Source organism: Desulfothermus sp., from assembly GCF_053993635.1.
The window spans coordinates 1-14,767 of the sequence record NZ_JBMYBT010000044.1; the positions used below are offsets into that span (position 1 = coordinate 1).

11 protein-coding genes are annotated in these 14,767 nt (G+C 33.1%); 2 read left to right on the top strand and 9 right to left on the bottom strand.

What is annotated here, in order from left to right:
* The 9 genes from ACY2V1_RS03095 to ACY2V1_RS03135 form a co-directional block, all read right to left on the bottom strand.
* The coding region (locus tag ACY2V1_RS03095; protein WP_461833333.1) for an FAD-binding protein at positions 1-1,273 on the bottom strand (1,273 nt) is incomplete at its 3' end.
* Between the two features lie 17 nt (positions 1,274-1,290).
* Complete coding sequence (locus ACY2V1_RS03100) at positions 1,291-1,527, bottom strand: PD-(D/E)XK nuclease domain-containing protein (RefSeq protein ID WP_461833334.1); 237 nt, start codon at positions 1,525-1,527, stop codon at positions 1,291-1,293.
* Positions 1,528-1,537: 10 nt separating this feature from the next.
* Positions 1,538-2,641 (bottom strand): ATP-binding protein, encoded by a 1,104-nt coding sequence (locus tag ACY2V1_RS03105; RefSeq protein WP_461833335.1) that lies wholly within the window; start codon positions 2,639-2,641, stop codon positions 1,538-1,540.
* A 20-nt stretch (positions 2,642-2,661) separates the two neighbouring features.
* Positions 2,662-3,762 carry an ATP-binding protein gene (locus ACY2V1_RS03110; protein WP_461833336.1) on the bottom strand — a complete coding sequence of 367 codons (1,101 nt, stop codon included), beginning with the start codon at positions 3,760-3,762 and terminating at the stop codon, positions 2,662-2,664.
* Between the two features lie 21 nt (positions 3,763-3,783).
* Entirely contained in the window at positions 3,784-5,868 is a 2,085-nt protein-coding gene (locus ACY2V1_RS03115) for a sulfotransferase (RefSeq protein ID WP_461833337.1), read from the bottom strand.
* 25 nt (positions 5,869-5,893) lie between these two features.
* The gene (locus ACY2V1_RS03120; protein ID WP_461833338.1) at positions 5,894-6,595 is read right to left on the bottom strand and encodes a tetratricopeptide repeat protein; all 702 of its coding nucleotides are present in this window, start codon (positions 6,593-6,595) and stop codon (positions 5,894-5,896) included.
* A gap of 21 nt (positions 6,596-6,616) precedes the next feature.
* Positions 6,617-8,155, bottom strand: a complete 1,539-nt coding sequence (locus tag ACY2V1_RS03125) for a class I SAM-dependent methyltransferase (RefSeq protein ID WP_461833339.1) — start codon at positions 8,153-8,155, stop codon at positions 6,617-6,619.
* Positions 8,152-9,729 carry a glycosyltransferase gene (locus tag ACY2V1_RS03130; RefSeq protein WP_461833340.1) on the bottom strand — a complete coding sequence of 526 codons (1,578 nt, stop codon included), beginning with the start codon at positions 9,727-9,729 and terminating at the stop codon, positions 8,152-8,154. Before ACY2V1_RS03130 ends, ACY2V1_RS03125 begins: the two co-directional genes overlap by 4 nt.
* Positions 9,726-11,018 (bottom strand): hypothetical protein, encoded by a 1,293-nt coding sequence (locus tag ACY2V1_RS03135; protein WP_461833341.1) that lies wholly within the window; start codon positions 11,016-11,018, stop codon positions 9,726-9,728. Before ACY2V1_RS03135 ends, ACY2V1_RS03130 begins: the two co-directional genes overlap by 4 nt.
* Positions 11,019-11,216: 198 nt before the next feature.
* On the opposite strand from ACY2V1_RS03135, the gene ACY2V1_RS03140 reads away from it, so the two are divergent.
* Positions 11,217-13,178 (top strand): flagellin N-terminal helical domain-containing protein, encoded by a 1,962-nt coding sequence (locus ACY2V1_RS03140; RefSeq protein WP_461833342.1) that lies wholly within the window; start codon positions 11,217-11,219, stop codon positions 13,176-13,178.
* Between the two features lie 27 nt (positions 13,179-13,205).
* Positions 13,206-14,648 (top strand): flagellar filament capping protein FliD, encoded by a 1,443-nt coding sequence (gene fliD, locus ACY2V1_RS03145; RefSeq protein WP_461833343.1) that lies wholly within the window; start codon positions 13,206-13,208, stop codon positions 14,646-14,648.
* Positions 14,649-14,767 lie beyond the last annotated feature (119 nt).

Genomic DNA, 14,767 nt, shown 5'->3' on the forward strand with positions numbered 1-14,767 from the left:
TCCTAATATAATTACCCTCAGAATTTAAACATTTTATTTCATTCAAAAAATCATTAACTAAGTTTGTAAATATTTTATCGGTTAAAAATTTATTTTCTTTAGAAAAAATTGCTGCATATTTACCTGCCCTAAACCCAAAGACCAGACAAGATAAAATCATCGCCCCACCAACCCTATTGGCTCCATGCATTCCAGAAGCACACTCACCACATGCAAATAGTCCTCTTACACTACTCATCCCATATTCGTCAATCTTAGCACCTCCATTTTGGGCCTGAGCAAAAGGCCTTATAAAAAAAGCCCTATTTTTGTCTCTTAATCTAACCCCTTTTTTTGTTATAAATTGTAGTAAAAATTTATCCAACTTAAAATCGTCCATCCCATATCCAATAGGACAGTGGGAATCCCGCTCATCCATTAAATTAAAATATTCAAAAGGCAATGAAATCTCCTGTTTTTTCCATTCAATTGCAAGATTTGTTTGTTTAAAATTACTGTAGGAGAAAAAATCAAGAGTAGTTGTCTTAAGCCAGAGCATCTGAATAAAGCCTTCATTAACTAAGTTAACAGAAGCATCTTTTAGAAGACCAAGGGTAACTCCGCAATATGGGTGCATCCATGAGATATTATAAGGAAATAGGGATCCAACCCCACCAATAGCCATAACCAATGATTGGATTTTAATTGCAAGAAGTTTATTTTTCTTAATGTCAAAACAAATTAAGCCGAGAACGCGTTTTTCCATTTTGTCCACAAGAATTTTTAATATACATACATCAGCAAGAAAACATACTTTGTCTTTTATACGGTTAAAAAATTTTAAAAATGCACTTTTTAAGTTTAAAATCACAATAGCACTGTTTTGTTCAGGCAAAAAACAACCTTTAAATTTTGTTAAATTACCTTTATTATCTACAATAAAATCAATCCCCAACCTTTTTATTTCAAAAAATCTTTCTTCTACATCTTCCATTAAAATGTTTATTAATTTTTTATCAATATAGCCAGGATAAGCTATTTCTATTGCCCTATTTATAAAGTTTTCCTTTTCCTTCTCTGTAAGAGGCACTTGAATTCCAACTCGTGTATTGTGATTTAGAAAAGATGAACCAGAAATACCTTCTCTAAGGGATATAATACCGATTTTTTTTATGCCTTTTACTCCAATAGCTCCAAAACCGGCTTCAAGTCCAGAGAAACCAGCTCCTGCAATTACTACATCAAAATGCAAAATTTCTACATTATGCTTTAAATTCCATGCATTAACAATCATGGCATAACGATCTTAAATTAGACCTTTTCCCAAACAAACTTTTTAATATTTCTTTTCTTTTCATCAAATACAATTCCTATTATTACGACTTCCTTTCTCTTTCCTGAATATTTCTCATAATATCTCTTTTCTTTTATCTGCTTTAATGGATCTTCATCTCTCACCTTAAACTCAAATATGTATTTTGTCTTATCAACATATACATAATCTTCCCTTATCTCTTTAAATGTGGATATACCTATTGGTAATTTCATATTTTGACCCTTAAGTCTTATTATCAAATTCTTCGCCATATTTTATATAGGCCCAGTAAAAACTCCTTCCTTGAGGCTTATATTCGCCTGTTACTGGATTGTAATACAAATAATTTAATCTTACTAAATTTCCTAATTCTTCAATAAGCTTACCCTTTTCAAAATGTGAGAAATCTTTTATAGTAAATGCATTCTTTTCCTTTAAAATTTTCGCTATTGCGAGGTTCAACTCATCGTCATAGTATATACCAATATAATCTACTATCTTTACAAAATTTGCGTGAATTATTCTATTTAACTCTGTCTCTATATCCTCTGTATTAAAATATCCATTGTTTGCTTTTAATTTAAGCCTGAATAGAATTGAATCTATCTCCCAGATACTCCCGCCCAGTTTATCCCAGATCAAATTTATTTGCTCATTAGTAAGTCTAAAATCATGTATATTATTTTCTTTATCTATGTTGCTGAGCCAATAAAATACATCTTCCTTCCCAAGATAATCTATCTCCAGAAGCTCACTTGTCTTACTCAATTTTGAATAGGTATAAATTTTTTCTATAAAATATCCATCACTGCTTGCAACTATAACATGGCATAGATGCGATTCCTTCGTCATTGCTATAAAAAAATTAAATACCTCTTTTATTAACTCCCTTTTTCCGTTTATATAAATATCTTCTAATGCCTGAAGCTCATCTATTAATATTATTGGCTTCTTTCCTTTATCCCTTATCTTTAAAAGCTCTTTTTTCATTATTTCAAAGGCATCATATTCTAAATTCTGAAGACCTTTATATACCTCAACATCCAACTTAAACACACGAAGGTTATATTGTCTTTTTTCTTTTACATCCTCTTTGGACTTACTAAAATCTATCCCAAAAAATACACTCAAAAAATCTTTATAATTGGAAATTACATATTCTCTTAAATTAAAATCCTTTATCTCATATTTTTCCTTATCCAGAGACTCTATAAATTTATAAATTAATGTGGTCTTTCCTCCACTTTTTGGACCATATAAAAATAATATAGCGTTTGGCTCTGAGTCTATCCAATTTTCTAAAAACTTAAATTCCTTCTCACGATCTATAAAAGCTACTTTCTTCATTAACTAACTCCCTTCTTTAGTCACTTACCAAATTCTGCACCATATTTTAGATATGCCCAGTAAAAACTCCTTCCCTGAGGCTTATATTCGCCTGTAAGTGGATTGTAATACAAATAATTTAATCTTACTAAATTTCCTAGTTCATCCATAAGTTTTGTCTCTTCATACTTGCTTGCTAATTCGTTCAAATAAAAATATCCTTTATTAAGGAATAGTTTGGCAATATCTAAAAAAAGTTCTTTCTTATAATAAAGAGGTCTATATTCTATTAATCTTATATAATTTGCATGAACAATTTTATTTAATTCATTCAATAACTCTTTTGTATCTACTTTCCCATCTCTTGCATATGATAACATAGTCTGAAGAATATCATCAATCTCCCATATACTTCCACCAAGTTTTTCCCAGATTAAATCTATTTGCTCATCTGTCAATCTATAATTTGTTATATTATTTTCCCTGTCTATATTCTTGAGCCAATAATAAATTGCCTCTTTATCAAGATAATCTATTTCAATTAGCTTTGATGTCTTTGATAATTTTGAATAAGTATAAATCTTTTCTATAAAATATCCATCACTACTTGCAACTATGACATGGCATAGATGAGATTCCTTTGTCATTGCTATAAAAAAATTAAATACCTCTTTTATTAACTCTCTTTTCCCATTTATATAAATATCTTCTAATGCCTGAAGCTCATCTATTAATATTATTGGCTTTTTGCCTTGTTCCCTTATCTTTAAAAGCTCTTTTTTCATTATTTCAAAGGCATCATATTCTAAATTTTGAAGACCTTTATATACCTCAACATCCAACTTAAACACACGAAGGTTATATTGTCTTTTTTCTTTTACATCCTCTTTAGATTTACTAAAATCTATCCCAAAAAATACACTCAAAAAATCTTTGTAATTAGAAATTACATATTCTCTTAAATTAAAATCCTTTATCTCATATTTTCCCTTATCCAGAGAATCTATAAATTTGTAAATTAATGTTGTTTTTCCTCCACTTTTTGGACCATATAAAAACAATATAGCATTTGGCTCTGACTCTATCCAATTTTGTAAAAACTTAAATTCCTTCTCACGATTTATAAAAGCAACTTTTTTCATTTTTGTATCCTGACTCTCAAGTTATTTGTTTTCTCCTGATTCATAATCAATTATTATGCCTGCTTGCTTTAGAGATAGACCAGGTCCTTCATCTGCTTCAAGGACTTTTTTTAGTGGTTCAAGATGCTTTTCATACCTTTTCCATCTGGCAACTGATTTTGTATATAGAGGTTTTCTCACCTGATCATAACTTGCTGTTTTGACATCCCTCTTTGTCTTATAAAATTCAAGACATCCTTCATACCAATCCAACTCACAAAAATCCAAAATCTCTTTTATCTTTTCTCTAGGCTTTTTGACCAATTCTTCATATTGACTTTCATAAAATTTTATTGGCAACACTTTTGTCCAATGCTGCATAATGTCAAGATATAGACGGTAATAATGACCAAGGTCTTCTAAATTATACGCAAATGATAGTCCAGCAGCTGCAAAATGTTGAAAATAGTTAGAAAGACAGGTGTCATAAGGATTTCGCCTGCAGTGAATAATTTTCACTTCTGGAAATATCAGTGTCATAAGTCCCATGTAAAGGAAATTTTGGGGCATTTTATCTGTTACATGGATAAATAAACCGCCACTTAGAGAATCAATGAAATCAAGGTATTCTTGAGCTGCCTTATTTAAGGTCTTTTCGTCTAATTCTAAAGCAATCTCAGGAAATGGGATATTTTTCCCCATCCAATGGGAGAGGCTTGAAGCAATTTCTCCCATCTTTGCCAGTTCTCCAGCTCCATATACATCTGGATGTGTTGCCAGGATCTGCTCTGTTAAAGATGTCCCTGAACGAGGCATTCCAACGATAAAGATAGGCTTTTTTGTCTTGATAGTAGCCTTTTTTGCTTTTTTGAAAAATTCTTTGGTAAATACTTTTTTAAGCCTTTCAAAATATTCTTCTTCCCTTTTCCCATGGTATGTCCTTGGAACCAGATCATTTGCCTCTTTTAACTCTTTAAAGGCCTTATCATATTCTCCAATCGCCTCATATAGTTCAGCAAGGGTAAACTTAACAGAACAAATAAATCCCTGGCCTAAGTGTGTATTTTCAAGGGCTTCATTGAGTACATCTATGCCTTCTTTTTCTGCCTTAAATTTTTTGCACAACACCCCAAGTAAACTTACTGCTTGAGGATTATGTTGCCTTTTCCCAGTAAAAAATTGTTTTACTATGTAAAAAGCATCTTCATCCCAACCTTTTTTCTCGTAAATTGATGCCTTTTGAAGGAGAAGTCCTTCATTATCAGGGTCAAGTTTTAGACCTTCTTCAACCACTTCTAATGCCTCATCCCATCCTGTACAAACCATCATGGCCTGGGCAAGGAGCTTATACAGACCTGGAGTATTAGGCGCCAAATTAAGGGCATGCCTTGCTTCTTCTTCTGCCTTACACACTACTCCTGCCATACTATAGGCATTTGAAAGCCTGGTCCTAAAACTGATATTTGCTGGGTCTTTTTCAACTAACATCTTTCCTAAAGGTATGGCATACCAGGGCCTATTTATATCCATAAAAGTATCCATTAAAATAAATTGGTCTTCTTTGGTCTTTGGTTTTAGCACATAAGCGGCCTTGGCGATCTCTTCTGCCTCTTCAAACCTACCAAGTTGTGCGAGACAATATGCAAGTTTTACAAATGGTCTTGGATCCAGTGGATTTAAAACCACTGCACGATCCAGATAATTAACCGCCTCTTCATGCATTCCTCTTTCAAGATATACAGTTCCCAGATTAAAAAGAGCCTCATAATTGTCAGGATCTAGCTCCAGTGCCTTCTTAAGGACCTTTGTAGCCTCTATATGTTTTTGCATATTAAAATACACAGTACCTAAATCAATTAAAAATCGCACATTTTCAGGTTCCAGATCAGATGCAGCTTTTAATAGTGTTTTTGCCAGATCAATCTGTTTGCCCTGCAACGCCATAATGCCCAAATGGTGATATGCGATGCTATTTTTTGGATCTCTAGTTAATATTTCTCGATATATTTCCTCGGCTTCTTTATATCTTCCCTGGAGATGAAGTTTTTCTCCTTTAATTACTAATTGTAAGATATCTTCATTCAATTCACTGAGTTTTTCCATTTTTTCTGAAATTTTTAAAGACATAAGTTTCCTCCCCTGATACTTTACATTAACTCTCAAAAAATCCCGTTTGTTTGTATATCTGTTCCAAGAGTTTTTTATATTTGTCATCAAACTTACTTCTCCTTATCATAATTTCCAAAAATGGGATTGCCTCATTTGCCTTGTTTTGTTTGATTAAAGACTCAATAAGAATATCATATACCTGAGTCTCATCAATTCCTAAGTCAAAAATTAGTTTGCATATCTGTTCTGCGCGATCATACATTTTTAATCTGAAATTCACTTCTGCGAGCGTTATTAAAGTGCTGGGGTCCTTATCTCCTAGATTAACAGCCTTTACCAAATATTTTCTTGCTTCTTCTAAATCATTTTCCTCAGCCAATACCTTTCCATAATTAGCATATGCCTCCATATATGAATCATCAATAGAGATTGCCTTTGTGAAAAGGTTCTTTGCCTCCTTTAAATCCCCTTTGAGGTAATAAACAACCCCTAAATTCACTAAATATTCTGGTTTGGTGTCATCTAAAGTAAGAGCTGTATCAAAAAAATATTTTGCAATATCCAATTTACCCATCTGTAAAGCCAAGAGCCCCATTAAATGATGGGCTTCAGAATTATTAGGCTCTTCTGCAAGAATTTTTCTGTATTCTTCTTCAGCCCTTGGCAAGTTGCCAGAACGATGAAGATGTTTTGCAGCCTCTAATCTGTCTTTTATTGATCCTAATTTTAAATTTTTTTCTTTCATATTAAGTCTCCGTTAAATCTATTATAAATTTAATTCTATAATTCCCATCCTCGTCCATTGGGGAACTGTATTTTCAATGCAATTTAAAACATCTTTTTCTATATCTTCCTTTTTTTGTTTCTCAATATTAGCGACTTCAATTAGATTATTATAAACACAGGATACAATTTCCTCTACATCTTTAATCTCTCTATTAACAATGACATCATAAACTAGTCGTTCTATTAGATTTACTGCAATACCTGATTTGGATATTGGTGCACTGAAAAATTTGATAATATTTCTATACCTCGAATCTTTGGCTACTACTTTATTTAATCTAATAGATGATTCTCTATTATTTTGCGTCTCATTAATGAAAAAATCTATTAACCTAGTATTATGGAGTAAGGCAAGGAAGGGAATTATTTCGTTTAATTGATTATATCCTAAAATACGATCTTTTAGTAAATTTCCTATACTACAGCTTTTTTCCGTTAAAATTTCTATCAATCGGTCAACAGTCTTTGGGGCAATATTTGCATTTTTATTACAAAATGGAATTTCTATTTTGTACTTTTTTTCCGTTGGAACTATTCGTAAGGCTACCTGTATCTCTTCTAACTTTTTTTTCCATTTTTTTACAGGTATTCTTGTTGCACCTTTAATATATATATCTTTTCTAAAACTCATTTCTATTAAATAGTCTTTAAGTATTTCTCTTAACACACTTGATCTTTGTTCTTGTATGAATTTTAATTGTTCATCATTTAAATATATTTTTTCCATTTCCCAAATGGGTTCTGCCTGAGTTATATATTTTGTTTTTGATTCTGACATATATGATAATATTTCTGAAAAAAATAAAGGCTTCCAGTCTTGATTTAAATATTCGTGTACCAAATATTCCTTTGCTTTAGCTTCATGTTTTTTTAATAGCTTATTTACAAAAGGCATATTAAAATATCCCAATTTGAATTTCTGCATTTTTTTAATTAAATTCAATCCAATTGATATTTGTGAAATGCTTCCTATATCAGGAAACATCTTTGAAAAATCTACAAGAAATTTTTGAAGCGGAACCTGTCTCCACCACCCACACATGTCATTATAACTAATATAACAAACACCTCCTGGTTTAAGTTTTTGTCTTATTATTTTTACTGCATTTATTCTATTTTCATGTGAAATCCAGGAAAAAACACCATGAAGAGTTATATAATCAAACATTGGAAACTCATTTAGTTTTTCCTTCAACATCTCTTCAAAGGAGAGTTCAAAAAAATGCACATTTTTCAATTGTGCTAGATTTTTAATCTTTTCTGAAAAACAGATATGCTCTGGATTAAAGTCAACCCCAAAAAAATTTCCTTCAGGATATAGGGATGATATCAAATTTAAATTAAAACCCATCCCAGAGCCAAGTTCCAGATAATTAAAGCCTTTTTTTATATCAGGGGGGTCAAATCCTTTTAAAAGAATACACACATTCAAAAAATCAGGGACTTGATAGTGATAGAAATTGGCTGTATAGGATACATCAGAAACATACCCATCCATCCATTCTGTAGTTGATATCATAAGTTTCCTCCTAATTTATCTAAACCAATTGCAGATTGAGCCTTAATCATATTCTCTTTTATATCTTTATCATGAGGATTTATTTTATGGGCCTGTTTAAAATATTCGAGGGCTTTAAAATATTGTCTGTTTTCCCAGTAAGTCACTCCAATATTGTTTAATAATAAGGGATTAAGATTATCTTTTTCAAGTAATTTTTCGAAAATTCTTGTGGCTATATCTTTTCTGCCTTTTTTAAAAAATTTTTCTCCCCACTTAATTAGTCTATCAATTTCTATTCTTTGTTTCTGTTTTAATAGACTTTGATAAAGATTGACATATTTTTTAGCCTGTCCATCTAATGAGAATTCTTTTTTAATAGTTGATTTAACCTGTCTTTGGATAGCTTTACTTCTATTTTTCTTTTGAAAAATAAACTTTATACCCTCAGCAAGGTCATCAATGTTATTTTTTTCAGCAATATAGCCAGTTTTTTTGTGATTTACATAGTCTTCAAGTGCAGTTTCAGAAAAACCAACAACAGGAACCCCCATCGCCATAGCGTCTAAACTATATAGATTAATAGGATCGTAAATAGCGCCTGAAACATACACGTCAGATGCCCGATAATACCATGAAAGAATTTCTTCATTGGGCATTATAGGCACGTGGTGAATTGGAAATGTAACATGAATATCTAAATCAAGATAGTCGGCGCCTATAAGAATGAAATAGGGATTATGAACTTCCTCTCTTTCTATAAGTATATTAATAGCTTCAATTATATTTTTTATTCCTTTTCTTTTGTTTTCTACAGAAGGAACAACTGTGATAATTACATTCTTATTCTGTTCTATGCCAAGTATATCTCTTGCCTTTGATTTAGTTATAGGTTTATAATCTAAAAAAGGTGAGCTTGGGAAAATAAGTTCAACATCCTTTATCCCCATCTTCTCTATCATATTTTTTAAAAATGTGCTTTGCACAACTATTTTAAAATTCATAAGTTTAAACAATTCTCTTTTTTTCTGCCATGCATCTGAGATTAAAGCTTGAGCATCCTCCATAACTTCTGGACATTTAATACATCCTTTTAAATAACCTTTACAATCTATTGCTATAGGTAAATCACATCCACCTGTAAAAAAAGACAGATCGTACATAGTAATTACCACCTGTTTTCCTAAAAAAAATAAAGGGGCCAGTTCCCAGTCAACAAGACCTGGCACCCAGTGTATGTGAATTATATCGGCTTCATTGATGCAATCTAAGTTTCCAAGGTCTATGTTACTATATGGCAGAGAATATGTTATTTCTCCCTCATAGGGCATTATCTTTACACCCAATTTGTTTCGCCAATCTTCAAATATTTCTATCAATGGGGGAGCTATATTATATGGCATATTCTCTACCAATTTTATCTTATCCTTAAATACAGGGTCTTTTATAATTGCCTTAACACTAGGGTCACCAGAAGATTTCAAAAAAGTGACAAATAAAGACTCCACACCTTCTTTTTCAACACCTTTGTGAATCCTATAGGCCAATAGCCCCTGTTCCCAAAAATCTACTAAGCTCAAGTGTACTACCTTCATATTACCTCCCTTTTCCATGGCAGCTCCATTTTTCTATGCTGATAAAATTGAGGTCTTGGATACATCTTATATAGGTTCTCTTTAATTTTCTTTAAGGAATTCTCTTTATGTTTGTTCTGCCTCAAAAGATTTGTACTGTCTCTAAAAAAAACTCCATACCTCTCAAGTTCTTGAGCAATCTTTTCAACCTCCTCTGATTTCCTATCTTGCCCTTTAATCATCTCCCTAAAAAATGAAATCCACCCAGGATGGAAATCAATTTTCTTTGCATAATTTAATAAAAGCTCTGCCTTTTTTGTGTTTCCTTGGATTAAATAGTCAAAAATTTGATATAAAAATATTGGATCCCTTTTGTTTGACGGATAATATCTTCCTAAAAACATGTCTTCTGTAACATGGAAAATTTCCATGAGCTCCTCAGAACTCTTTATATCTGATATCCCCCAGAGAAAGTCCACTGCTTTTTGTTGTTCCTTTGTAATGTCATCTAATGGTTCTTTAAAAAATTTTAGAAAATGCTTACTATAGCCATAACCCAGAGGAGTTCCTTTATAAGTAGATGTTTTTTTTATCCCTTCAGGACCTTCTATAGAGGTTTTTAATTGCATAATCCAATGGGGTCTATTTAAATGTATACAAAATCCCACATGGGTACCAAATCCAAATGACATTGTATGGGTGGATATTAGTATCAGGGTTTTTAATCTTGGTAAAAAATTTCTGTCATTTATATGACCTGCAGTAACACAGGTATATCCCTCTGAAATAAAAGGTTTTTCACAATCTAATAAGACATCTCGCCAGCCTACACAAACGAGTATATTGTCAAAATCCTTTTCAATACTTTTAAGATAAGACAAAATTTCTTTCTTATCATACTGAACTAGCAAAGATTTAGCAGAATGTGGTAAAAAAACCAATAAAGTTTTACCCATGGCCTTCTTGATTTCCTTTATCTCTTGCTCTGAAAAAATCGGTTGAGCATAATGAATTGAAGGTCCAATGGCAAATAATGCCTTATTAGTCAGTTGCCTTAAAAAAGGAAATCTGTGACTACTAAAAACAAAATGGGCAGGAAAGGGAGCTGCTAAATCATTTGGCCAAACATGGTCAAAAAGCATTGCAGCGTGTTCTAAAACGCCCTTGATTTGATAAGAGTCTTTTAACCCTGCATACATCTTTAAGATATATGCATGGCCATATAAATCATTGGTTCTTAAAATCTCACTGGTAATTAAAGGTCTTTCCTGAGCCAGAGACTTTATATCAGTAATAATTTCTTCTATCATAAACTAAACCTCCTTTTTATCCTCATATATCAAAATCTATACCATATATCACAATAAAATGCATTAAAAAATAAACACCTCTTCACTCTGGGATGTATGTTTAACTCAAAAGAAACCATGATTTATTTTGGCATATAAATTGCTTAATCAGGTTATCATGAAATTTTTTCCCATTCTCAAAACAAAGGGGGATCAAGTATGGCTCTTACAATTAATACCAATATATCTTCATTAATAGCGCAAAATAGCCTTAGACTGGCAAGTGATGCTTTATCTAAGAATCAGCTAAGACTATCTACGGGTCTTAGGATTAATTCTTCCGCTGATGATGCTGCTGGACTTTCTATTTCAAAGAGAATGACTGCTCAGATAAGAGGGCTTAATCAGGCTATTAGAAATGCCTATGACGGAATTTCCATGATGCAGACAGCTGAAGGAAATATGGATGAGATGATGAATATCCTCCAGAGGATGAGAGAGCTTGCTGTTCAGGCATCAAATGCCTTAACTGATTCTGATAGAGATGATTTAAACCAGGAATATCAGCAAAAAATGGCTGAGCTAGACAGGATTGTAGATACAGCAGAGTTTAATGGATTAAGGCTATTAGATGGAACACTAGGTGCCGCTACCTTTCAGGTAGGTGCAAATACATCCAGTGCAAATAGGATTCAGATAAATTTAGCCTCTGATTTGCATACAGATAAAATTGGACTCACCAATGAGTTTGGAGGACAGTTAAAATTAAGAAATGGAGTTGGAAAAGTGGCAATTGCCGATGGATCCATTGCTTTGAATGGATATAAACTAAGTGTAACACCCTATGTAACCAGGGCGCTGAATCAGAACATGAGGAATCCAGGTAATAATCTTGGTAAATATGTTATCGAGAAGGGTCATTCTCAAAGCAGCGCTTATGCTATTGCACAGGCTATTAACAATTCCAGTTTAGGTGTAACTGCCCATGCAAAGACCGAATATACTGCCGCTAATACTGCTATTTCTGTCAAAAAAACTAATAAAGTGGTGGCTGGTTCAACGGGAACATATACAGTTGTTGCAAAGGCGTATGGATATTATACATTGAGAATTAATAACTTCACTGTATTTAGCAATTATAAAATATCAGCAACTAAAACTTTAAAGAAACATTTGGCAGCTGGTTCCTCAGCCACAGTAACTGCAACTGTTAAGATTGGAGCATCAACCATTGCTGCTGCAATTAATAAGATGTCCAAGACATTAGGTGTAACTGCTCAGGTAACTGATAATGGAAAACTTAAATTAAATAATTTAGACGGTGGAAATATAAAAATTACTGAAAGGGCTGGGACAAAAGTTGGAACAGGAACAGCAGGAAGAGGAACACATACAGCAGGTAATTTTCATCTTAAAACCTATCACAATGCATTTGATGGAGCTGCAGGATTCTTTATCAATTCTAATCTTAACAATGGAGCAAATCTTATAGGCACAGCTGGATTTAATCCAGGCGGTGCTGATGCATTTACCGCCAATGGATATAAACTAACTAATGCAAATGTAACAGTAGTTAGAGGAACAGTGACAATAACTGGACCATCAGCATTTAATTTTTCAGATTATTGGGCTCCTAATGTACAAGCAGGAGGAACCACCTCTGCAGAAGCGAGTACAGCTGGTAATATTAATTTTAATAAGGTTACAACCTCTGCAGGAGCGTCAGTAAATAAAGGAAAAGTGGATTTTACTAGGCTCACTAATAGGGTGACTTATACTGTAAGTAATGCCAACATGACCACACAGGGTGGAGCGAGGACTGACGGTTATCAATACAAATTCACTGCAGCTAATCAACAGATGTTCTTAAAAACTACAAATATCTTGACTGCTAAAAACGCCCAAAAGGCTATTGACAGGATTGATCAGGCAATAAATGACCTAAATAAGTTTCGGGCAACACTTGGAGCAACCCAAAACAGGCTTGAATCTACAATCAATAACTTAAACAATTATGTCCAAAAATTAATAGATGCAAATTCCAGGATTCTTGATGCAGACGTTGCAAAAGAAGCAGCAGAGCTCACACAAAACAACATCAAGCGTCAGGCAGCTGCAGCAATGCTAGCACAGGCAAACCAGAACCCAGCTATTGCCCTGCAGCTACTGCAAGGACTATAATCCAATAAAAACAAGGAGACCCTATAAATGGCCCTTGGCTCAATCTACAATGCATATCCCAATGGAAGACCCAGTGGGCTCCCAGATGATATTGTTGATCAACTGGTTCAGGTAAAACAGCTCCAGCTCTTAACCCCTATTCAACAGGACATTCAAAAAGAGCAGGCAAGGGAGGATAATTATACATCTCTTAGCTCAAAGCTGGTCGATCTATATAAGGCAGCTGATGAGATAGATACTACGACTTCTTTTCTCACCAAAACTGCTAGCTCTTCTGATGAGATTGTTTTGACTGCAGATGCATCTAACACAGCCCATACTGGAAACTACACAGTTACTGTAAATAATATTGCCAAGGCCCATCATTTAATTATTGGTGTTGATGATGGAAACACATCAAATGGAGTAACTCAAGGTATTTCCAATCCAGATGATGCGAATTTAATTCAGGATAATGTTACCATATCTTTTTATCACAATGGAAAAAAATATTCATATACAACTGATTCAAAGACAACATTAACTAATCTAGCCAATAAGATATCAGAGGACGATAATGGGGTATATGCCCAGGTCACCAATATCGGAACACAAGAATCTCCTCAATATGTATTAAGTCTTTTGTCTGAGACTACAGGCTCAGGCAAAAATCAGATAACAACTGATTCAAATGGCACAACTACTGGAATAACTTTATCTGATGATTTATTTACAACAGGTGCAACAGAACAAGAAGATGCACAATCAGGAGAAGATGCTTCTTTAAATGTAGATGGAGTGGATTACACAAGGTCTTCAAATGAAATAGATGATATTATAGAAGGAGTTACAATAAACATAAAAAATACAGGCACAGTAAATTTAAATGTTTCCATCGATATAGATGATATTACAAACAAGGTTAAATCTTTAGTTGATGCCTATAATAACTTTGACCAATTTATGGATGATAATGCGTCCTATGATTTAGAAGACAAAAAAGCAGCAGCCCTTTTAGGAGATTCCATTGCAAGGACTGCTCAAAATAATATAAGGTCTATTGTATCAGGCATAGTCCCTGATACATCAGATAATGCATATCAATACTTATCCCAGATAGGTATTGAATTTAATGATGATGGTCAGCTCACATTTGATGAAAATACCTTTAAAAGCACCTTAAGTTCTAATCCAGATGATGTCTTAGCCCTATTTACTGGAAAAAATGGAGTTGCCACAAGGCTAAAAAATGGTATATCTTCATATACAGATTCCTCATCAGGCATTATAACAAAGACAATTAGGTCTATTAAAGACAAAATTAATGACTTAAACGATGAATATAGTGATGCCCAGGAAGATTTAAAAGATTACGAAGAACAAATGGTCAAAAAATACTCTAATCTGGAAGAAGTAGTATTAAAATACAAGGCAATTCAAGAACAATTTGATTCCTATGTTGAGCAATGGAAAAGCTTAAATAAAGGGTAATTTTAACCTTTTTCAGGAGAAAGCCCCCCCTGCTCTCACCTTTAAGATATTCTGGAAAATTTATATCCTAAAAAACCCTCTTAAACTAAACTCCACCCATCTAAAAAAAATTAAAGCCA